This is a genomic window from Rothia aerolata (genome assembly GCF_014635585.1).
In the GTDB taxonomy this organism is placed as follows: domain Bacteria; phylum Actinomycetota; class Actinomycetes; order Actinomycetales; family Micrococcaceae; genus Rothia; species Rothia aerolata.
In genome coordinates this window covers 1-21,013 of the sequence record NZ_BMDC01000005.1, presented here as the reverse complement: position 1 = coordinate 21,013, position 21,013 = coordinate 1, and the positions used below count along the sequence as shown (strand labels likewise).

The window sequence follows — 21,013 nt, the reverse complement described above, 5'->3', positions numbered from 1 at the left end:
TGCGAACTTTCTAGTTCTTTAGAGGAATGTGTGAGTGCGTGGCGAGGTGCGCCAACAGCAGTACAATATCCTTAATGATAATCATTATCAATTATGCTATGGTTCTGCTTGTTCACACTCAGCCCTCCTCCGCATCTCGCGCGGGGCACCTCAGCTAGAAAGACAGCTATGCACACACAAAGCAAGCAGCACTTCGCAGACCCCAGCACCTCAGCGCGCCGCCCGCGGCGTCGTCCCTCATCTCAATCCCATCTTCTTCTCACCCGCGCCTCGGCGGTTGCCAGCCTGGCGCTCGCCCTAGCTCTGGGCTGTATTACCCCGGCTGTAGCGGGCCCGGACGACGGCAAATACGTGGCCACCCAGGGCCACGTTGATGCCCCCAAGGCCTTCTGGGAAAACGGGAACTTTGCCCTCAAGAGCGAGGCCAACCTGCACGGCAACGGCCCCGAAGATGTGCCCCTGGAACAGACCGTCAACTGGGTGGGCAAGGGCTGGTCTGGTGAAGGCGAAGGGCTCAACCAGTACATCTTCACCACGGACGGCCACCCGGCGCTTGAGTGGCTGGGCGAGCCCGGCCGCGACTACTACATGGCTCCGCAGCTTCCCCGCTACAACCAGGATCCCATCTGGGCGGGCCTGGGTGCTGACAGCGCAATTCCGGTAGAAGAATTCCGCGATGGAACCTTTGCTACCGACATTCTTTCCGTCAATGGCCCCGGCACCATGGATCTCTTCCGCTTTACCGACTGGGGCACCAAGGCAGATGCCCGGCGCATGCTCAGTTCCACCTCTTTAGGGCTGCACTCCTACCTGCTCCACCAGGGCACCCACAGCCACAATTACACCCTGTTCTCCAAGCCCGGCCGCTATGAGGTTACCTATCGTACGGTGGCAAGAAGCGCCGATGGTAGCCGCGCAATTGCCTCCGAACCCACCACCCTGGTGTGGCAGGTGGGCGGGCAGAAGCCTGTCTCTGGCGAGGGAGTAGTCACCTCGGTTTCAACCCAGGACCGCTACAATGCGGCTCCCACGGGCGATCTTTCTTCCGCTGACTACCAGCTCTCTCTGGCTCCCCACACCGGCCGGGAAAACGCCGGCGACGAGAAGCTCACCGACATTTCCTTCTCCTCCGGCTCGGCCAAGTCTGGCACCCTGACCCTCTTTATCAACGGCTACTTCTTGACCGACCTTGAGGTCAAAGACGGCAAGGCTGTATGGCCTGAAATGCTGGGCTCTGAGAACTCGCAGATTCAGGCGGTTTTCACCCCCGCTGAGGGTGAGGACGACGCCGCCCGCTGGATTTCCGCGCCCCTTGAGTTTATGCCGGGTGAGGCAGCCTCGGTCTCATCATCTTCCGGCAATGGAGACTGGCCGGTGGAGATTCCCGATGCCCGCAATACTGTTTTGCCGACCTCCTTCTACACCCCCACCTCTGGTGACTACACGGTGACCGTTGAACCCACCGGTGACCCCAATATCTCTAAGCTGCGGGTGGAGTTTAAAGACAAGAACTTCCGCGGTTTCATCGGCGGTGGCCTTTTCAGCGAGGGAGAGGAGGTCTACCCGACTCTCGCCTTTAAGTCTGTGGTGACAGACGGTGTAGCCGAGCAGTACTTTGAAGCAAGCAAGTATATGAACGGCACCTTCCCCCGGGTTGACGTGATTCCCCACCCCGATATGAATGCAGCCACCTCTTCTGTGAAGCTCGAAAATCCGTTTGAAAACACCACCCCGCAGAGCGGTAGCGGTTCCTTTGAGGTGCTTGAAAACGCTGAGGAACCCGCCCCTGTAGGCACGGAGGAACCGACTGCTGAACCCTCAGAAGAGCCTGCGCCTGGACCGAGTTCTGAGCCCGTCCCCGAGCCGACTGCTCCCGGTGAGCCCACCGAGATGCCTGCGGAAGAAGCTCCCTCGGAAGAAGCCACGGAGTCTCCTGCTGAACCCTCTGATACTTCTTCCTCAGAGGTGGTTGCTGAACTGCCCTCCGAGAACCCCACCGCGGCCCCGGCTGACCCTGCGGGCGAAACTGCCCCGGACGCCGTCCTGCCTGAAGAAGCGGCAGAACCGGTAGAAAACACAGAAGCCGAACCGGCTTTATCTGCCCCCGCGGACTTGGGACAGGGTGCCTCGGCGATTTCACCGGACCTTTTCAACCCGGCCCTGCGGCAGGCAAACGCTGAGTCCGCTGGAGACCAGGCTCTCTCGCCCCAGGGTGGGGCCGAAAACCAGGTGGCTGGCCCTGAGCTATCGCAGGCTCCGGCATCCCTGGCCCAGACTGGCTTTGGAGCCGCTTCGGTTACGGTCACCGGCCTGGTACTTCTGACGGTGGGCGTGGCTCTGACGGCACGACGCCGTCGAAAGAGCTAGCGCTCTATTTGCTCTCGCCCAACCAGGTCACTGGTGCAGAAAAGCGGTTTTCGGCGCCAAATTCGTAGCCGAAAACCGCTTTTCTGCACCGCTGACTTTCGGGTTCGGTCTCATTCGGCGGGCCCCGTTTTGCGCCCGTTCAGCAAGCAATAGCAAGATAGAGGGAAAACACGAAGGAGACACCGGTGCCCGTACCCAATCCCGAAAACACCCAGCGCTTTGTTTTGGCGTTTGCCTGCCCCTGCGATAGCGGCCTGACCCACGCTATCGTGAGTACCCTCATGAAGTTTGAGGGCGTCTACATTTACGATCTCAAGCAGTTTGATGACCTCTATACCGAGCGCTTCTTCATTCGCGTGGATTTTTCGGTCAACCGCACCGATTCCCGGGTGCTTACCGAAATGCGTGCCGCTTTCGCCCAGGTTGCCCAAAATCTTTCCGGCGATTTTTCCATCAATCCCAAGGATGCCAAGACCCGCACCCTGATTATGGTCTCCAAGTCAGACCACTGCCTCAATGACCTTCTCTACCGCTCCCGCATTGGTGCCCTGCCCATTGAGATTGTGGGCGTGGTGTCGAATCACCCCGATAATAAGGAGCTGGTGGAGTGGCACGGCATTGACTACCACCATATTCCGGTTACGAAAGAGACCAAGGACGACGCCGAGCGGCAGCTTCTCGCACTGGTGGATAAGCTGGACGTCGAGCTGGTGGTTTTGGCGCGTTACATGCAGATTCTCTCCGACGAGCTTTCCCGCAAGCTGGAGGGCAGGGTCATTAATATCCACCACTCCTTCCTGCCAGCTTTCAAGGGGGCGAAGCCCTACCACCAGGCTTACGCCCGCGGTGTGAAGACCATTGGCGCCACCGCCCACTATGTTAACGAGGAGCTGGATGAGGGCCCCATCATTTCCCAGCAGCTGATCCACGTGGATCACGCCTATGGCCCCGAAGACCTGGTGGCGGCCGGCCGTGATTCTGAGTGCAAGGCCCTGGCCGAGGCGGTGCGGCTGCACTGTGAGTCGCGGGTCTTCCTCAACGGCACCCGCACGGTGGTGCTGAAGTAGCGCTAACGACAATAAGTCGCGGTCAGTCAACCTCCCTTAAACGCCAGACCCGATGCCAGTTGACTGACCGCGACTTATTGTCTCTGTCCAAGCTTGGAAGCGCCGTCCTTCTTCCTGCGTTTGCCCTTACTGGGCTTTCACAAAGCTAGACCCAGATTTTCACTCGCTCCTCCGGGGCCAGGTAGAGGGCGTCGTCCTCGGAGATGTCGAAGGCGGAGTACCACTCATCCACGTTGCGCACCACGCCGTTGACTCGGAACTCGTCGGGGGAGTGGGGGTCTACCGAGAGCATCATCTGGGCGTGCTGGGGGCGGGACTTGGTGCGCCAGCCAGCTGCCCAGGCGAGGAAGATGCGCTGGGCTGCGGTGAGCCCGTCAATCACCGGTGCCGATTCCAGATCAAGCCCCTGTTCTTCCAGGGCAATCTTGTAGGCGCGCAGGGCAATAGAGAGGCCGCCCAAGTCGCCGATGTTCTCGCCCAGGGTCAACTCCCCGTTGACCTTGTAGTTCTCAGGGTCCAGACCAGCGGGGGTGTAGGCGGAGTACTGCTTGACCAGGTTGGCGGTGCGGGCGGAGAACTCAGCGCGGTCTTCGTCGGTCCACCAGTTGTTCAGCGCGCCGGTGCCGTCGTACTTAGAGCCCTGATCATCAAAGCCGTGGCCGATTTCGTGGCCGATCACCGAACCGATACCGCCGTAGTTGGCGGCATCGTCGGCGTCCGGGTCAAAGTAGGGGGCCTGCAGAATCGCCGCGGGGAACACGATCTCGTTGGCGGGAGGCATGTAGTAGGCGTTCACGGTCTGCGGGCTCATGAGCCACTCGTGCTCATCAACCGGCTTGCCAATGCGGCCCAGCATAAAGTTGTGCTCAAAGAGCGAGCAGCGGCGCAGGTTCTCCAGCAGGTCGCCCTCCACCAGTTCCAGAGCAGAGTAGTCCCGCCAGCGGTCGGGGTAGCCAATCTTGGTGACGAACTTTGAGAGCTTCTCCAGGGCGCGCTCGCGGGTGGCGTCGGTCATCCAGTCGAGCTCGGTGATGGAGCGGCGGTAGGCTTCAAGCAGGTTCTCCACCAGCGCCATCATCTTTGCCTTGTGCTCGGGCGGGAAATGCACGGCAACGTATTCCTTACCCAGCTCTTCGCCCAGGTTCGACTCAATCACCGAGACCCCGCGCTTCCAGCGCTCGCGCAGCTCTTCGGTGCCCGAGAGGGTCTTGCCGTAGAAGTCGAAGTTGGCCTGTACCAGCTCGTCGTGCAGGTAGGGTGCCCGCGCCCGAATGGTGGCCCAGGCCAGGTAGAGCTTCCAGTCTTCCAGGGAGCCGTTTTTCCAAATCTTTGCCGCCGCCTCAAAGTAGGAGGGCTGGCCCACCACCACGGTTGCGAAGTCTTCCACCGAGGAGCCCAGCGCGGTAATCCAGGCGCTAAAGTCGAAGCCGGGGAAGGATTCGTTTAAGGACGACGCCGCGTAGGGGTTGTAGCGCTTGTCAGCATCGCGCAGGGTCACCTTGTCCCAGTGGTGGCTGGCGAGTTCGGTTTCAAAGGCCATGATGCGCTGGGCGGCCTCATCTGCCGAAACACCGAAGGGCTCTGCCAGGTTGGTCATCTCGAACATGCGGGCAATGTGCTTGGTGTAGGCCGCCCGGATTTCTTCGTACTTGTCTTCGCGGTAGTAGCTTTCATCGGGCAGACCAAGACCAGACTGCGACAGGTAGACCACGTAAACCTCGGGGTTCTTAGCATCAATGCTGGTGTACCAACCGAAGGGGGTTGAGACCCCGGAGCGGTCTGCCTCTGCCACCAGTTGTAGCAGGGCCTCACGGTCAGCCGCCGCAGCAATGGGCTGCACCTCGGCAAGCAGCGGGGCGGCGGCGTCCTTATTAATCTTCTCGGTGTCCATAAAGGCGTTGTAGAGGGCACCAATGCGCGAGCCGGGCTGCTCGGCGGAGATTTTCTCGATAATCTCGCGGACGTTCTTCTCTGCCTCATCGCGCAGGGTGTACATGCCGCCGTCCTTGGAGCGGTCGGCGGGAATCTCGTGGGTATCCAGCCACTTACCGTTGATAAAGCGATAGAAGTCGTCGCCGGGTTTGACTGAATCGTCTTTGTACTGAAGGTCAATTCCAGATGGTTTGTTAGTCATGCCACTATCTTAGGGTTTCTGCGGGTCAGCGGGGTATGAGGGCGGCCAGATTCAGCGACCGGTGAAGCGACTGAGCTCGGCAGGCATTATTTGCGCCCTTTTGCCGGGGCGTGCCTCTGGGTTTTAGCTTCGAACCGATAGGCTAGAGATAAGACCCCTTATTGTTATCGAGGTGAATGAGAATGGCGAAGAAGCCCACCCTTCCTAAAGCTCTCAAAAAGGCAGAGAAAAAGGCCCAGAAGCGCTTTGTTGAGGCTTTTGAAAAGAACTACAGCAAGCACAAAGACACCGACCGCGCCTACAGCAAGGCCTACAAGAAGCTCGAGAAGAAGTACGAGCTGGTCAAGGGCCGCTGGGTGCGCATTGAAGAGGCTGACTCTAAGAAGAAGAATAAGAAGGACGACGCCGCTCAGGTAAGTGCCTCCGGCAAGAAGTCTGAGGGCAAGAAGGCCTCTGAGAAAAAGGCAGAGTCTAAGAAAGACAAAGAAAAGGCTAAGAAGAAAGATTCAGCGAAGAAGAAAGACTCTAAGAAGGCAGAGGCTAAGGCACCTGCTAAGAAGAAAGAGTCTAAGAAGTCTGATTCTAAGAAGAGTGCAGAGAAGTCCAAGAAGAAGCCTTCCAAAAAGAAGACCGTCAACGCCCCTAAGGTTGACCCGATTCTTGACGCAGAGCTTGTGGAACCAGAGGACCTTGAGGCTTTCTCGGGCTCCGGGGAAGACTACCTGGAGATTGCCAGCGAGATTGACGAGCTGGTAGAGGCTGGAGAGTACGAGGGGCTTGACCCCGAAGACACCGAGGATCCCGAGCTTGCCCAGGATCTAGCAGAGGAGACCTTCGCCGAAGAGGACCTCACCGAGGTTATCGACGATGAGCCGCTGACCGCCGTCAACCTCACCGATACTTCCCTGCAGGGAGCCGAACTGGCGGAGGAAGCCGCGCAGGCGACGTCCCAGGAGCTAGCGAGCATGACCCGCGCCCAGCTCTACAAGCGGGCGCAGGAGCTGAAAATTCCGGGCCGGTCGGGCATGAACAAGGAGCAACTGATTATAGCTCTGGCCAAATAAGCCCTCCCCACTCCCCGCGAGGGGTCACATATCGTTCAAAAAAGTGCCCACAAGAGGCAAAAAGTGAATGATATGTGACCCCTCGCGGTCTTAAGTACTGTGAGTAAAAACCCGCCTCCCCGCTATTACGCGTCGAATGAAATACCTATAAAGTTGTCAGCTGTACATACAGTTGATTTTTCAAGGATTTCCTAATGAGTAATGCAGTTCCGCCCCATACCGGGCCAATCCCGGTCACCGGCACCGTACCGGTTCAGCCCGCTAACCAGAAACTTGACCGTGCAGATTTTCTGCTGCTGGCGGTCATGGTGGTTTCTGCCTTTGTGCTGATTCTGAATGAGACCCTGCTGGGTGTAGCGCTGCCCAGCCTGATTGAAGATTTTGGTATCACCGCCAGCACCGCGCAGTGGTCATCCACCGGCTTTATGCTGACCATGGCCGTGGTAACCCCGGCATCGGGCTTTATCATCTCGCGTTTTAGCATTCGCTCGGTGTTTACCGGAGCTATGGCGCTCTTCTCCCTGGGCGCCCTGCTTGCCGGTCTTGCCCCCGCCTTCTCTTTCCTGCTGGCGGGCCGTATTCTTCAGGCTATGGGAACCGGCATTATTATGCCCCTGCTCATGACCACCATGATGCGCCTTGTGCCCGCCGCTAAAATCGGCCGGGCTATGGGACTGATCGGCATGGTTATCTCGGCTGCACCCGCGTTGGGTCCCACTGTGTCCGGCCTGATTCTGGGCATGGCAACCTGGCACTGGCTCTTCCTCTCGGTACTGCCCATTGGCGTGATCGCCCTGGTCGTGGGCTTCAAGCTAGCCCCCAGAGAACTGCCCGAGGGCGGAGCTGACCAGAAACTCGATATTCTCTCCATGATTCTCTCCACCCTGGGCTTCGGTGGCCTGGTGATGGGCCTATCTCAGCTGGGTGCAGGCCACGGTGGCGCGGGCGAGGCAGCCGCGGCGGCGTCGTCCTCTGCGGACAACGGCTTCACCCTGAACCCCTGGATTCTGATCGTGGTCTCCGCGCTGATTCTGGTGGTTTTTGTCTGGCGCCAGCTACAGCTGCAGAAGGGTGCCTCCCCCTTCATGGACCTGCGGGTTTTCACCTACTACGGCTTTGTGCTGACCGTGCTGATGACCTCCACCGCTATGGGCGTGCTGCTCGGTTCTTCGGTTCTGCTCCCGCTCTACACCACCGGCGTGCTGGGCATGAGCGCCCTGCAGACCGGCCTGATGCTCCTACCCGGTGGCGCACTTTCCGCCCTGCTTTCGCCGGTAGTGGGTAACCTCTCCGATAAGTTTGGCGCTCGCGCCCTGGTGCTGCCCGGCGCGTTCGTCTTCTCCGGCGCCGTCTGGCTGATGACCTTCTTCGACGAGAACACTTCTGCCGCCTACATCGTCTTTACCTATATTCTGCTGAGCGCCTCCGTTCCCTTTATCTCCACCCCCATGATGGGTCTGGGACTCGGCGCTCTGCCCCAGCGGCTGACCCCCTACGGCTCCTCTGCAATGACGACGGTGCAGCAGGTTGCCTCCGCCGCGGCCACCGCGATTTTTGTGGCGCTGATGGGTATTGGTGCCACAGCCCACGGCGGTAGCGGTGTTGAGGCTCAGGCAGCCGGTGTGCACCTGGCGCTGATGGTGGGCGCTTTCCTTTCGCTGGTGGCCATTGTGGTTGGCTTTATCTTGCCGCGGGGTAAGAAGCTGGTATCCCACTAGGGGCTGAGCCTCTTCCCATCGAGCCACCATTAAGTGACTGAGCCACCAGGAAATTCCTGGTGGCTCAGTCACTTAAGAGTGGCGTGGCACCCTAAACCGCCCTGGCCTGGAATTCCTTGGTCAGCAGGGTTTTCTTTCGAGCCTTTAGGCCCAAATCAGAGTAGGGGATGGTGAAGTCCTGGTACTGCCGGGGCAGTTCCGGGGCGGAGCTGTTGTACTTCTTGAGATAGGGGGAGTAGGTTCGCGAGGTTACTACTCCTCCATAGTTATCGAAGTGCATCAGTCGCAGGAAAGACTGACCTCCTTCTGGCAAATCTTGCGGGTCAAAGAGAACATTAACCACCGTACGGTCGCCAAAGTAGTCCCTGGTGACCATCGCGCCGTGGTGGTGGCCGGAAAGCACCATGCGAACGTTGTTATTGACAGCGATCACCTCGTCTTTGATCCGCTGCGGGGTTTCAGCGAGCCTTCCCGCGGGGTCAATGTACTGGTGGAGCGCCACAATGGCGGTGCGTTCGGGGTAGTCTGCCAGCACCCGGTTCATCCAGGCAATTTCTTCGTCTTCGGCGCCCCAGCCCATAAAGAGCATCAAAAAGTCGTGGCCGCCAGCGCTGACGAGATCAAAGTGGCCGCGGTTGTTTTTGTGGTCTCCGCCGAACCAGGGCTTGGTCTGAAAACGGTGCAGGCCAAAGTACCTGCTGTATTCGGAGTAGTCCATTGCCTTCTGGGCATCGAGAACATCGTGGTTACCGGCGAGGACGCCGTAGGGGTAGTTTTCCTGATCGAGAACGCTGTAGGCGGTATCAGCGTTGGCAAACTGATGGGGCTCATAGTACTCATCCACAATGTCCCCGGTGTGAAAGAGATACTGGATGTTCATACTGGTGCGGTTGCGCAGCAGGTAGTCGTGGATATCGCGCTGGCGCTGGGGAAATTCTTCGCTGTAGAACTGGGTATCGGTTTCCCAGACCAGGGTGAAGTCGTAGGTGGCGCGGTCGGTGTCGGCTGGGTTTTCCGGGGTTACGGGGGTGAACCGCTGCGATAGGTTGTTGCCGGCCCAGCCCGCTGAGTGCTGTACCGTCACCAGTATCTTGCCGTTCTCCACCCGGTTCGTAGCGGTGAGGAGCAGGTTGAAGCTGGCGTTGCCCTGGGCATCGGCAAAGGTGTGGGTGATCTCTTCGTAACCGTTGAGGCTGGGCGAGAAAACCATCAGGCGTAGGCGCGCTCCGGGGTTGGTGCTGCCCTGCCATTCAAACTGAACTTCTGTGGCCTGGGGTGCTACCTCTACCTCGAACTGGTGGAAGGGAAATCGGATCCAGCTTTCGGTTTCTTCCCTCAGCGCTACCGGCAGGCTCTCTCGTTCTACCGCCCTGGAATCGCTGACCAGGCCCGCGGTTTGTTTGATGCTGCGTGGTTCAGCTGCCCGGGCGGGGGCGAGAGAGGTCGTTGCTACGGCGAGAGTTCCCGCGGCAGTTGTTGTAAGGACGGCGCGGCGGGAGATTTTCTTGCTGGCTGAGGTGGGGGCTGTGGTTGGGGTGTGCATGATATGGCTCCTAGTGGGAGTGGTTCTTAGTCCTCTAGTTATATCAGGGGATTCTGAATCGGAAGAAAAATAGACCTTGCCGTGAGATGGCTAGGGAAACAATGAAGCAATTTTGCTTCTCACCGAGGTGTTCAATACCCCCAGGAGTATTTGCATATATACCCCTGGGGGTATTACGCTGGGAGTGTTGAACAAGAGAATGGAGCAAAACCATGTGTCGTCCCACTACCTGCAAGGTCTGCCAGAAAACTACCTGGACGGGCTGTGGCCAGCACATTGACTCGGTACGCAAGAGCGTTCCCGCCGGTCAGTGGTGCAATGGTCAGCACACAGAGGTCGAGCGCGCCGCGGCGTCGTCCCAGGGCGGATTTCTCTCCAAGCTCTTCGGCCGCTAAGAGGTCTAAAGTTAAGGTATGCAGCTAGACAAAAATGAACTTGAGAGCGTGGTTCGCCGCCTCAAGCGTGCCCAGGGGCAAATCGGTGGAATTATCAAGATGATTGAAGAGGGCCGCGAGTGTCAAGACATCGTGACCCAGCTGGCCGCCGTCTCGAAGGCCCTAGATCGGGCGGGTTTCGCGGTAATTGCTACGGGACTGCGCGAGTGCGTTATTAATGGGGACGACGGCGAGCAGGAGCTCAACATCGCCCAGATGGAAAAGATGTTCCTCTCCCTGGCCTAGTTGTTTTTGCCTGCCGCCGTCGAACTGCCGGAAACTGACCAAGCCACCAGTAAATTACTGGTGGCTTGGTCACTTTCTGGTGGCTTAGCCCAAACTAATTAGGCTGCACGGTCATAGCTGGTAGACCAGGATGACCATGAAGACCAGCTCTCGATAATCCAGCCGTCTTCAGAGTCCCAGACCCAGTCCCAGCCGTCCTTGGTGTCAACGACAGGCTCCTCGGCAGGCTTCTCGTCTGCGGGATCCTCAGTTGCAGGTTCTTCTGCGGGCAGGGTTGAGGGATCCTCGGCTACCGGCTCCTCGTTGGGCTCGGTTACATCGGGCTCGGTCTCTACGGGCTCCGCGTCGTCGGCGTCGTAGGAGATACCGGTGGTGCTCTCAATCCAATCTGCGCTCTGGGAGAGCAGGGCATAGTTGGACTGAGCGTTGATGTTGGCACCGGGGTCAGCTTCATCGCCGGTGGAGCAAACCGCAACCACCTTGCCGTCGATCACCAGCGGGCCACCCGAGTCGCCGTGGTTGGAGGCGCCGTTGATACCGCGCAGGTGCACGGCGTCTCCCCAGTAGGCATCGTAGCTGTCGCCAATAACCTTAACCGATGCGGTACGCAGGGTGGTGGTGGGCTGGCTCCAGGCGCCGTTGCCATAGCCGAAGATATCGCCCCGGTCACCCACGGTGGGCTCGTAGGAGAAGTCGAGTTCGGGGTAGCTATCCAGCGGTGCCTTTTCTTCGAGGTGAATCAGGGCAATGTCGCCGGACGGCGCGTTGTAGAGCTTGTCGGCGTAGACGGGCTCACCGCGGTTGAGCTGGTCGTTGGACTGGTAGACCTGCATGTTGTAGGAGCCATCGGTGCAGTGCTTGGCGGTGAGAACCCACTCGTCGTTGAGCTGCTCACCGGTGCAACCGAAGGTTCCGCGCTGGTCGTAGCTGTTGAAGGAGAGCTGTACGATCCAGTCTTCGCTTGCCTTGGTGCCCCCGATGACAAGGCGGTTGTCGGCGGTGTCTGCGTGGGCACCGGTGACTGCGGCTCCGAGAAGGGTCAGGGATGCTGCAGTGACTTTAAGTCCGCGCGAAAATTTCATGTGTTTCCATTCGTGTTAAGGTGCATAAAAATACACCTGGAGTGTGGTTTTTATAGTGGACAGGCGGAACACAAAGGGGGAAATGAAGAAAATTTTTGCTACCGATTCTGGCTGGCTTGCCAGTTTGGGCGGGCAAAATTTTTCTTCCGCCGCACTGTCCACATTGTGGTTTGTCTCGAGACGCCTGCCATTCTAGCTAGTCAGAAAAGGGTTTGTCAGCAAGGTTCAAAGAAAATTTTTATTTTCTAAGGTGAGTTTCCATTTTCTGCGACGCTCGGTGTGGAATCTGTAGAAGTACTCGCCTTCAAAATCTCCCAGGACTGTGCGGGTGAAAAGCTGTGAATATTTTTCCAGGTCTAATGAATAAGCATGCTTATTTTGGGACTTGGCCTGCCCATCGGAATTACCTTCTGTGACTGTCTGGTTCGACTCTCAAATAGCCCTGCGCAATATTTCGGTCATATAACCTTCACTCCGAGCTTGTCTGTAAGAAACCTACAAATTTTTCACAGAGGGTCATTTAGATAAGCCCCCTTGCTTGTTTGTTGTGAGGCTCCATAGACTGAAACCGTTATCTATCAAGAGCGGCTAAGAGAACTGGCTCGTTGACGCCGCAGCAACCTCGCCGTGCCCCTCGTGGGCAGGGGCTAAGGTGCTTCCGCCAGTATCGATAGAACGAAAGGAGTGCCGTATGGCACCGCCTCCTTCTTTATCCTACGAGTTATATCCACCCAGGTCAGAAGCTAGTTGTGAGTCTCTTTTCAAGACTCTAGACCAGCTGTGTGCTACCCGGCCCGACTATGTTTCGGTGACCTATTCGGGGAGCAATGACCGCAAGCAAAATACGCTGGCGCTACTGGACCATCTGGTTCACGAGACCCCGCTGACCCCGGTCGCCCACCTCACCTGTGTGGGGCATACCGTGGCTGAGCTTGAAACTGCCGTTCGGCTGATTCTCGGTCTGGGAGTCAGGGGCTTTCTCGCCCTGCGCGGCGACTTACCGGGCTCATCCGGCCACGCGGCGTCGTCCTCGCAAGACCTTCCGCTGGAACTGCCCTTTGCCCGCTACCTGGTGGAGCTCATCCGCCGGATTGAGAGCGAAGATTTCAGCCATTTAGCGGCGGGAAAGGTCTCGGTGGGCGTGGCAGCCTACCCCTATAAACACCCGGAATCTACCTCCCTCTTGCAGGACATTGAGATTCTGCTTTCCAAGCAGAGGGCAGGGGCCGACTACGCCATTACGCAGGTTTATTTTGACAATGCCCAGTATGCCGGCCTGCTCGATTCGGCAGAAACGGCCGGGGTGAGTCTGCCGATTATTCCGGGCATTATGCCGGTGACCTCGCTGAGGCGTCTCATCAAGCTCTGCGAGATGTCGGGGGTGCCCATACCGCTCAAACTAGCGGGCGCCTTAGAAAACGCAGATACCCGACTGGAACGCCACCAGATTGGCGTGGAATTTGCCTACCAGCAGTGCCGGGCAGCCCTAGATTCCGGCGCCAGCGGCCTGCACTTTTACACCTTCAACGAGCACACCGCGGTACTCGACGTGCTCGAAAAACTCGATATTGCCCCCTACACTTCCCGCTTTCCCCACAGACTGGGCGAGCTCTCATTTTCCTAGGAGATTTTTTATGACTACCCCTTTCCCCACCGCAACCATTCTTGGCTACCCCCGCATTGGCGCCCACCGCGAAACCAAAAAGGCACTTGAAGCTTTCTGGAAGGGCTCTGCCAACCGTGAAGACCTCGATTCTGCCCTGGCGCAGGTGCAGAAGGCTAACCTGACTCGCCTGCAGGAGCTGGGGTTGAAAGAAGATTACGCAATCCCCGCCTCTTTCTCCCACTACGATCAGGTGCTTGATGCGGTACGTCTTTTCACTGCGGTGCCCTCCCGCTTTGCCTCCTCTCTGGGTGCTGAAGGTCTTCTGAGCCTCGAGGGCTACTTTGACCTGGCACGCGGTACCGCTGAACAGCCGGCGCTCGAGCTGACCAAGTGGTTTGACACCAACTACCACTACCTGGTGCCCGAGCTTTCTGAGACCACCGAGTTTAGGCTCAACACCGCCGGCCTTTTTGCTCAGCTCGATATTGCCGATGAGGCGGGGGTGAAGTTGCGCCCGCAGGTGGTGGGTCCGCTGACCTTCCTGCTACTGGCTAAAGCTGCCGACGACGCCGCCGAGGGCTTCACCCCGATTTCCCGCCTCGCTGACCTGCTTGAAGAGTACGAGTCGCTCCTGGCAGCCCTTGCCGAGCGCGGTTTCGCCTGGCTTCAGCTCGATGAGCCTGCCCTGGTCACAGATGCGGCGTTGGCGGCCTCTGGCCTGGATGAAGCCGGCCTGGCGGAACTGGTGGCAAGCACCTACCGGCGCCTTTCTGCGGTGGAGAAGCGCCCCGCCCTGCTGGTGACTTCCCCCTACGGAGATTTGGGGGCGAACCTGCCCGCGCTGGCAGAATCGGGAATCGAGGCCCTGCACGTTGACGCGGTGAGCGCTCACTACGGTAGCCGCCTGGCTGAAATCTTCGACGGCGCGCACGAGAGCCGCCCGGCGCTTGTTCTCGGCGCGGTCAACGGCCGCAATATCTGGCGGGCAGATTTGGCGGCGGCTCTTAAAGCGCTGGACGGCGCGGGGCAGGTTGCCGCAATTGCCACCTCCACCTCGCTCCAGCACGTGCCGCACACCCTCACCGGCGAAGATCACCTCCACGAGGGGCTGCGCAACTGGCTTGCCTTTGCCGATGAAAAGGTAGCCGAAGTACTCACCCTGGCGGAGACACTGAGAAACGGGGCTGCTTCAATTTCGGCAGAAGTCGAGGCGGCAACCGTTGCCCTGGCCGAGCGGGAGCGGGCGCGCGGCGTCCATGTGCCCGAAATCCGCGATCGCGTGGCGGCTGCCACCGCGCAGGACGCCGCTTTCGAGCGGGCGTCTGCGCAGGTGCGGCAGGCGGCGCAGAAGTCCCTGAACCTACCCGAACTACCCACCACAACCATCGGCTCCTTCCCGCAGACTCCCGAGATTCGCAAGCAGCGAGCCGCATATCGGGCAGGGGCAATCTCTCAGGCAGAGTTCGAAGAATTCTTGAGGGCCGAAATTGCCTCGGTGATTCGTCTCCAGGAGGAAATCGGGCTGGATGTACTGGTGCACGGCGAAGCAGAGCGCAATGACATGGTGCAGTATTTTGCCGAGAACTTTGACGGCTTTGATACGACCGTCAACGGCTGGGTGCAGTCCTACGGCTCTCGTTGCACCAGGCCCTCAATTCTGTGGGGCGATGTGAAACGCAGCGGTGAAGGTCTGGCGGGAGAGGCCTTTACCGTACCGTGGATTTCTTACGCGGCGTCTCTGACCGAGAAGCATGTGAAGGGTATGCTGACCGGCCCGGTGACCATTCTGGCATGGTCTTTTGTGCGCGATGACATTCCCCGGGCTGACACCGCCTACCAGGTGGCGCTTGCCCTGGCCGATGAAATTGCTGATTTGGAAGCGGCCGGAATCCGGATTATCCAGGTGGATGAGCCTGCCCTGCGCGAGCTACTACCCCTGCGAGCTGCTGACCAGGCGGCTTACCTGGACTGGTCGGTGGGCTCCTTCAGGCTGGCTACCTCGCAGGTTGCTGACTCCACCCAGATTCACACCCACCTCTGCTACTCGGAGTTCAACGAGATTTTTGCCTCTATTGACGGCCTCAACGCCGATGTAACCTCGATTGAAGCGGCCCGCTCCCGTCTGGAACTGCTCGCTGATCTGCCCAGTTCTTTCGACCGCGATTTGGGCCCCGGCGTGTGGGATATTCATTCGCCCCGGGTTCCCTCGGTTGATGAGATTTCAGAGCTCATTGCTGCAGCCCGCGAGGGAGTGCGGCAGGGGCACCTGTGGATTAACCCCGACTGCGGTCTGAAAACCCGAGGCTATGCAGAAACCCGGGCCTCCCTGGAGAATCTGGTGGCGGCAACTGAACTGGCAAGAAGCGCCCAGACCACCGGGGTGGGCGTATAGTCTGGTCTGAGACCCAGTAATCAACCGGCAAAGGAGAAGGCCGTGAGTGAAGAAAAAATTGAGTACCGTCGCATGGGTGATTCCGGTCTGATGGTTTCTGCCGTGGGCTTGGGCTGTAACAACCTGGGCAGGGCAAAAACCGTGACCGAAACCCAGCAGGGGGTCAACGACGTCATCACCGCGGCCTTCGAGGCTGGTATTAACCTCTTTGACGTAGCCGATATCTACGGTAAAGAACCGGGAACCTCAGAAACCATGTTCGGCAAGGCGCTCAAAAACCTTGGCTCATCGGCGCGAGATGACATCGTGGTGGTTTCCAAGTTCGGAATGGATATGAAGGGGGCTAACGGCCGCGACTTTGGCGCTCGCGGATCCCGCGCCTACATTATGCGTGCGGTGGAGGCTTCGCTGAAACGGCTGGGGACCGACCACATTGATCTCTACTTCTACCACACCCCAGACGGCGTGACCCCGGTGGAAGAAACCCTGGCCGCGCTGGATACCCTGATTGAGCAGGGCAAGGTGCGCTACATCGGCCACTCTAACCACGCCGGTTATCAGATTGCCGAGGCGGAATATGTGGCCCGTCAGCTGGGAACCCAGCGCTTTATTGCTGCTGAGAACCACTACAACCTGCTGGACCGCCGGGCGGAGCTGGAAGTTATGCCCGCCGCCCGCAAGTTTGGCCTGGGCGTGCTGCCCTACTTCCCGCTGGCAAACGGTTTGCTGACCGGCAAGTACAGGCGAAATGCTCAGGCGCCGGAGGGCTCGCGCCTCTCCCATTCCCGTACGGAATACCTGGAGAATGCTAACTGGGATCAGCTGGAGGCTTTCTCTGATTTCTGTGCCCAGCGCGGCATTACCGAGGTGCAGGCGGCCTTTAGCTGGTTGGCTGCCCAAGAGCCGGTTGCCTCGGTGATTGCAGGAGCCACCACCATTGAGCAGGTCAAGGCTAATGCTCAGGCGGCCTCGGTAAAGTTCTCGGCAGAGGATTTGGAACAGCTGGATCAGATTTTCCCCGCCCCCGAGAAGATTGCCCTTTTCTAACCTTGGTTTCACCAGGGAAAACTTCTCTTTAAACAGAAAACGCGCCTCCTTGCCAAGGTACGACCAACTCGGCAAGATTAGGCGCGTTTTCATATCCCATGAAACACAAAATTACTTCACGGCTGAAGTAATCTCGCTGAATCAATACTATAACCCTCCCCAGCCAAAACGCAATAATTCTTTCCTGGGAAAGTTCTGAGTGCGGATTCTTCTTCAAAAAGTTTGTCCTGACATATCGCTGTAAACACGAAAGAGCGCGATAGCATGGTCACGTTAACGTAGTGGCTCCCTCCGGCAACAGCGAGGTTGTCTCTTTCGAGGAGTGTGAATGAGCGGGTCTCAGGCAGCAGGCAGTAGTGGGAAAGCGCAGAAAGGTAGGCTGACCCTCTATACCTGGATTATCACCCTGGGCGGTTTTCTCTTTGGCTATGACACCGGAATTATCAACGGTGCCCTGCCCTTTTTGCAGAGTGATTTCCGCCTTTCTGCCCTAGCAGAGGGAACCGTTACCGGCGCGCTCACGTTGGGCGCTGCCTTGGGCGCAGTAACCGTGGGGCAGTTGGTTGATCGCTTCGGCCGCCGCCGCGTGCTTTTTGTTCTCGCCCTCCTCTTTAGCGTGGGATCAGCGGGTATTGCTTTCTCCACCTCTCTGGGAATGCTCATTTCTTTCCGCGCGGTGGTGGGCCTGGCGGTCGGCGCGGTCTCCGCCGTCGTCCCCCTCTACCTTGCTGAATTGGCACCGGCTCATGCACGCGGAGCAATCGTAACTCGCAACCAGTTCATGATCGTTACCGGTCAGCTGCTTTCCTACGCTACGAATGCTTGGTTGGGCAATGTTTACCTTGAGAATGAATCTATCTGGCGCTGGATGTTCGCCCTCTCCATCCTTCCTGCTTTAGCCCTCTTCTTGGGAATGTTTGCGGTGCCGGAGTCACCACGTTGGCTTTTGCTTTTGGGGCGACAGGACGACGCGCTGGTGGCCCTGCAGCGACTGGAGGGTTCCGCCGGGGTTCAGAGGCTGGGTGAAATAAGCGCCTCTGTATCAGCTGATACCACCGTGAGAACCTCCACCCTGGCTGATTTTTTCAGGTCGAAAAAACTTCTGGTGCTGCTGCTCGTGGGAGCCGGAATTGGCATCACTCAGCAGATTACCGGTGTTAACGCTCTGATGTACTACGGCACTCAGGTGCTGCGTGAGTCAGGTTTTGATACCGATGCCGCCCTGACCGCCAATATCGCTAACGGCCTTATCTCCGTGGTGGGAGCGGCGCTGGGTCTGTGGATTGTCGGTAGGCTTCCGCGCCGGTTGGCCCTAACCATTGGCCTGGGCGGAACCACCGGCTCTCTAGTGGCTTTGGCGTTGATCTCCGGGCTGGCGGAGGGCCCCTCTCGGGCCTGGCTCGTACTCTTGATTTCGGTAATTTTCCTGGTCTTTCAGCAGGGTTTAGTCTCCCCGGTTACCTGGGTTCTCATGTCTGAGATTTTCCCTGCCTCTGCTCGCGGGGCGGGCATGGGGACGGTGACTTTCGCATCCTGGCTGGGTAACTTCGCTGTTTCCTTCACATTCCCGCAGGTGGTAGCGGGAATAGGGCTGGCACCGACCTTTGGAATCTTTGCGGGCCTGGGGGTCTTGGCAATTCTCTTTACCCGAATCTTCGTTCCCGAGACTGCCGGGCGTGAGCTGGGCTAGCTGTCTGCCTTTCCGAGACCACCCGCCCCAGCGGCGTCCTGCCCCTCGACCCCGAACAAAACGGCTCCGCATCACAGCCGGCGGGCAGGGGCCCGCGAGGTAGGCTTGTATTCCATGGTGAATGCTATTGGTTTTGATCGTGAGAAGTATATTGAGATGCAGTCGGCGCATATTCAGCAGCGCCGCGAGCAGCTGGGCGGCAAGCTCTACCTAGAGATGGGCGGCAAGCTCTTTGACGACATGCATGCTTCCCGCGTGCTCCCCGGTTTCACTCCGGATAACAAGATTGCGATGCTGGAGAAAATCCGCGATGAGGTGGAGATTCTCATCTGCATCAACGCGAAGGATCTCGAACGCAACAAGGTGCGGGCCGATCTGGGGATTTCCTATGAGGACGACGTGCTGCGTCTGGTTGACGTGTTCCGGGAACGCGGTTTCTTGGTAGAGCACATTGTGCTGACCCAGATGGACGATGAAGACCGCAAGGCGGTTGCCTTCAAGGAACGTCTGGAACGTTTGGGTCTGAAAGTTGCCCGCCACCGTGTGATTCCGGGTTACCCGGCCAATACTGACCTGATTGTTTCTGAAGAGGGTCTGGGCAAGAACGAGTTTGCCGAGACTACCCGCGATCTGGTGGTCGTCACCGCGCCCGGCCCTGGCTCGGGCAAGCTGGCGACCTCCCTCTCGCAGGTATACCACGAGAACAAGCGCGGGGTGAAGGCTGGTTACGCGAAGTTTGAGACCTTCCCCATCTGGAATCTGCCCCTGGAACACCCGGTGAACCTGGCCTATGAGGCGGCAACTGTTGACCTCAATGACGCCAACGTGATTGACCACTTTCACCTCTCTGCCCACGGTGAGACCACCGTCAACTACAACCGCGACGTCGAGGCTTTCCCCCTGCTGAAGGTTCTGCTGGAGAAGGTCACTGGCACCACCCCCTACCAGTCGCCCACCGATATGGGTGTGAATATGGCGGGTAACTGCATTACCGATGACGCCGTGTGTCGGGCTGCCAGCGAGCAGGAGATTATCCGCCGCTACTTTAAGGCTCTGGTTGATGAGGCCCGCGGTGGTCTGGATTCCACCCAGTCAGATCGGGCCGCCGTGGTGATGGCCAAGGCAGATGTTCGAGCCACCGACCGCCGTGTGGTGGTTCCTGCCCGAGAGCGTGAAGAAGCAAACGGTCTGCCCGGCGCTGCGATTGAACTGCACGACGGCACCATTATCTCTGCCAAGACCTCTGACCTGGTGGGGTGCTCCGCCGCTGTTCTGCTCAAGGCCCTGCGTTATCTGGCGGGCCTGGATGAGAACCAGCATCTTCTCTCTGATGAGGCAATTGAGCCTATCCAGCGTTTGAAGACCCAGCATCTGGGTAGCTCCAATCCGCGCCTGCACACTGATGAGGTACTGATTGCCCTGTCGGTTTCTGCCTCCACCGATGAGAACGCAGCCCGTGCCCTGGAACAACTAAAGAACCTGCGCGGCTGCGACGTTCACACCACTACCATTCTGGGATCCGTGGATGAGGGTATCTTCCGAAGCCTAGGCGTGCTAGTGACCTCTGATCCGAAGTTCCAGAACAAGTCCCTCTACCAGAAGCGGTAAACATGCGGCCCCCTGCGGTACTCATTAGGGGTAGTGGGAGGGCGTTTAAAGGATCGGGAAAAGTGCAAGGCCTGTTTGAGTGCATCTAGGTTTTCATCCTTTGTTGCTCGGTAGGTCTGTATTCCCTGCCCATTCCAGTCAGTACATCTAGGTTCTCCTTCTATTTCCTGTGGTGGCCCTGTCTTCCGTGTTAGTACCCTTTGGTGCACCTGTATTCCTTACCTATTCCGTTCGGTACACATGGATTCCAGGGGTTTGCCCTTTGGTACACATTCCTAGCGCCAGTACACATCTATATGTGTACTGGCGCGCTCCATGTGTACCGAAGGGTTTTCTTGTGGACTATCCGTGGGGATTCGGGTGTACCGAGAAGCTAGCCAGTGGGGGTATTGAGACCTTTGAACGCACAGCCTGTGGCTTAGAGCTGGCTTTTCTGGTGTAAAGAGCGGTGGTTTGAGGGAGTTTTAAAGTTTTTTGAGAAAAATTTTCTTCCCCTTAACCCGGCCCTGACCTGGTGGTTTATCGGTTGCTTATGACCTGGGTCAACACCCAAGGCTGGGTTTGTGATGCAGGTCTATAGAATCCGAGTTGCGAAGGGTCTTGTGCCTGCGTATAGTAGTACAGGTCGCCGCGACGAGGGCAAGGATGAATTGCCTAGTCAGAGCGGGATTTCATAAGTTTATAGAGTGGTTTTCTTCAATTTATAGAACCGGGTAATTCCGGTTGTGATTGTGAGGGGAACATGGTGAGGAGCAGCATGGGTGACCGGGTTGCTTCCGAAACTGATACTCTGGTAAGCTTGATGAGTTGCCCAATTGAGGTTGGGTCGACATTCCAAGATTGACTGACCTGATCAATACGAACAAGGATTCTTCTTGTTTGGTTGGCTGGTGTGGTTTGTTGTTTGAGAACTCAATAGTGTGCTTTGTTCAATAAGGAACACGCCAACCATGTGGTTGGTGTGTTGACTAGGACTGATACCAAATATTTATTTGTTTATGTTTTGAAAACATTT

General features: G+C 58.1%; 14 protein-coding genes and 1 riboswitch. Of the genes, 11 read left to right on the top strand and 3 right to left on the bottom strand.

Annotated elements, in window-relative coordinates; all coding sequences use genetic code 11:
* The first annotated feature begins 168 nt into the window (after positions 1 to 168).
* Both IEV00_RS10770 and purU read left to right on the top strand, forming a co-directional pair.
* Complete coding sequence (locus tag IEV00_RS10770) at positions 169 to 2,367, top strand: choice-of-anchor M domain-containing protein (RefSeq protein WP_188360379.1); 2,199 nt, start codon at positions 169 to 171, stop codon at positions 2,365 to 2,367.
* A 185-nt stretch (positions 2,368 to 2,552) separates the two neighbouring features.
* Complete coding sequence (purU, locus tag IEV00_RS10765; protein WP_188360378.1) at positions 2,553 to 3,434, top strand: formyltetrahydrofolate deformylase; 882 nt, start codon at positions 2,553 to 2,555, stop codon at positions 3,432 to 3,434.
* Between the two features lie 145 nt (positions 3,435 to 3,579).
* On the opposite strand, the gene IEV00_RS10760 is transcribed toward purU, so the two are convergent.
* A complete protein-coding gene (locus IEV00_RS10760) occupies positions 3,580 to 5,568 on the bottom strand; it encodes a M13 family metallopeptidase (protein WP_188360377.1) in 1,989 nt (662 codons plus the stop codon).
* Positions 5,569 to 5,750: 182 nt separating this feature from the next.
* Between IEV00_RS10760 and IEV00_RS10755 the strand changes: the two genes are divergently transcribed.
* Together IEV00_RS10755 and IEV00_RS10750 are read left to right on the top strand one after the other, a co-directional pair.
* Complete coding sequence (locus tag IEV00_RS10755) at positions 5,751 to 6,632, top strand: ChaB family protein (protein ID WP_188360376.1); 882 nt, start codon at positions 5,751 to 5,753, stop codon at positions 6,630 to 6,632.
* A gap of 194 nt (positions 6,633 to 6,826) precedes the next feature.
* On the top strand, positions 6,827 to 8,350 hold the full coding sequence (locus IEV00_RS10750) for a DHA2 family efflux MFS transporter permease subunit (protein WP_188360375.1): 1,524 nt from the start codon (positions 6,827 to 6,829) through the stop codon (positions 8,348 to 8,350).
* 91 nt (positions 8,351 to 8,441) lie between these two features.
* Here the strand turns inward: IEV00_RS10750 and IEV00_RS10745 are convergent, their stop codons facing one another.
* The gene (locus IEV00_RS10745; RefSeq protein WP_188360374.1) at positions 8,442 to 9,893 is read right to left on the bottom strand and encodes a metallophosphoesterase; all 1,452 of its coding nucleotides are present in this window, start codon (positions 9,891 to 9,893) and stop codon (positions 8,442 to 8,444) included.
* 212 nt (positions 9,894 to 10,105) lie between these two features.
* Between IEV00_RS10745 and IEV00_RS10740 the strand changes: the two genes are divergently transcribed.
* Both IEV00_RS10740 and IEV00_RS10735 read left to right on the top strand, forming a co-directional pair.
* Positions 10,106 to 10,288 carry a DUF8730 family Cys-rich protein gene (locus IEV00_RS10740; RefSeq protein ID WP_188360373.1) on the top strand — a complete coding sequence of 61 codons (183 nt, stop codon included), beginning with the start codon at positions 10,106 to 10,108 and terminating at the stop codon, positions 10,286 to 10,288.
* 18 nt (positions 10,289 to 10,306) lie between these two features.
* Positions 10,307 to 10,573 (top strand): metal-sensitive transcriptional regulator, encoded by a 267-nt coding sequence (locus tag IEV00_RS10735; RefSeq protein WP_188360372.1) that lies wholly within the window; start codon positions 10,307 to 10,309, stop codon positions 10,571 to 10,573.
* Positions 10,574 to 10,671: 98 nt separating this feature from the next.
* On the opposite strand, the gene IEV00_RS10730 is transcribed toward IEV00_RS10735, so the two are convergent.
* Positions 10,672 to 11,655 carry a S1 family peptidase gene (locus tag IEV00_RS10730; protein WP_188360371.1) on the bottom strand — a complete coding sequence of 328 codons (984 nt, stop codon included), beginning with the start codon at positions 11,653 to 11,655 and terminating at the stop codon, positions 10,672 to 10,674.
* A gap of 572 nt (positions 11,656 to 12,227) precedes the next feature.
* Positions 12,228 to 12,332, top strand: a riboswitch (SAM riboswitch).
* 14 nt (positions 12,333 to 12,346) lie between these two features.
* On the opposite strand from IEV00_RS10730, the gene IEV00_RS10725 reads away from it, so the two are divergent.
* The 5 genes from IEV00_RS10725 (at position 12,347) to IEV00_RS10705 (ending at position 19,998) form a co-directional block, all read left to right on the top strand.
* On the top strand, positions 12,347 to 13,279 hold the full coding sequence (locus tag IEV00_RS10725; RefSeq protein ID WP_188360370.1) for a methylenetetrahydrofolate reductase: 933 nt from the start codon (positions 12,347 to 12,349) through the stop codon (positions 13,277 to 13,279).
* A gap of 10 nt (positions 13,280 to 13,289) precedes the next feature.
* On the top strand, positions 13,290 to 15,653 hold the full coding sequence (gene metE / locus IEV00_RS10720) for a 5-methyltetrahydropteroyltriglutamate--homocysteine S-methyltransferase (protein WP_188360369.1): 2,364 nt from the start codon (positions 13,290 to 13,292) through the stop codon (positions 15,651 to 15,653).
* A gap of 72 nt (positions 15,654 to 15,725) precedes the next feature.
* Positions 15,726 to 16,700 (top strand): aldo/keto reductase, encoded by a 975-nt coding sequence (locus IEV00_RS10715; protein ID WP_188360432.1) that lies wholly within the window; start codon positions 15,726 to 15,728, stop codon positions 16,698 to 16,700.
* Positions 16,701 to 17,028: 328 nt separating this feature from the next.
* Entirely contained in the window at positions 17,029 to 18,390 is a 1,362-nt protein-coding gene (locus tag IEV00_RS10710) for a sugar porter family MFS transporter (RefSeq protein WP_188360368.1), read from the top strand.
* A gap of 114 nt (positions 18,391 to 18,504) precedes the next feature.
* On the top strand, positions 18,505 to 19,998 hold the full coding sequence (locus IEV00_RS10705; RefSeq protein WP_188360367.1) for a DUF1846 domain-containing protein: 1,494 nt from the start codon (positions 18,505 to 18,507) through the stop codon (positions 19,996 to 19,998).
* Positions 19,999 to 21,013 lie beyond the last annotated feature (1,015 nt).

Coding starts and splice junctions, on each gene's coding strand:
- IEV00_RS10740 (WP_188360373.1), top strand. CDS start 10,106: ATGTGTCGTCCCACTACCTGCAAGGTCTGCCAGAAAACTACCTGGACG.
- IEV00_RS10755 (WP_188360376.1), top strand. CDS start 5,751: ATGGCGAAGAAGCCCACCCTTCCTAAAGCTCTCAAAAAGGCAGAGAAA.
- IEV00_RS10730 (WP_188360371.1), bottom strand. CDS start 11,655: ATGAAATTTTCGCGCGGACTTAAAGTCACTGCAGCATCCCTGACCCTT.
- IEV00_RS10715 (WP_188360432.1), top strand. CDS start 15,726: ATGGGTGATTCCGGTCTGATGGTTTCTGCCGTGGGCTTGGGCTGTAAC.
- IEV00_RS10750 (WP_188360375.1), top strand. CDS start 6,827: ATGAGTAATGCAGTTCCGCCCCATACCGGGCCAATCCCGGTCACCGGC.
- IEV00_RS10705 (WP_188360367.1), top strand. CDS start 18,505: ATGGTGAATGCTATTGGTTTTGATCGTGAGAAGTATATTGAGATGCAG.
- IEV00_RS10710 (WP_188360368.1), top strand. CDS start 17,029: ATGAGCGGGTCTCAGGCAGCAGGCAGTAGTGGGAAAGCGCAGAAAGGT.
- IEV00_RS10760 (WP_188360377.1), bottom strand. CDS start 5,568: ATGACTAACAAACCATCTGGAATTGACCTTCAGTACAAAGACGATTCA.
- IEV00_RS10725 (WP_188360370.1), top strand. CDS start 12,347: ATGGCACCGCCTCCTTCTTTATCCTACGAGTTATATCCACCCAGGTCA.
- IEV00_RS10735 (WP_188360372.1), top strand. CDS start 10,307: ATGCAGCTAGACAAAAATGAACTTGAGAGCGTGGTTCGCCGCCTCAAG.
- metE (WP_188360369.1), top strand. CDS start 13,290: ATGACTACCCCTTTCCCCACCGCAACCATTCTTGGCTACCCCCGCATT.
- IEV00_RS10745 (WP_188360374.1), bottom strand. CDS start 9,893: ATGCACACCCCAACCACAGCCCCCACCTCAGCCAGCAAGAAAATCTCC.
- IEV00_RS10770 (WP_188360379.1), top strand. CDS start 169: ATGCACACACAAAGCAAGCAGCACTTCGCAGACCCCAGCACCTCAGCG.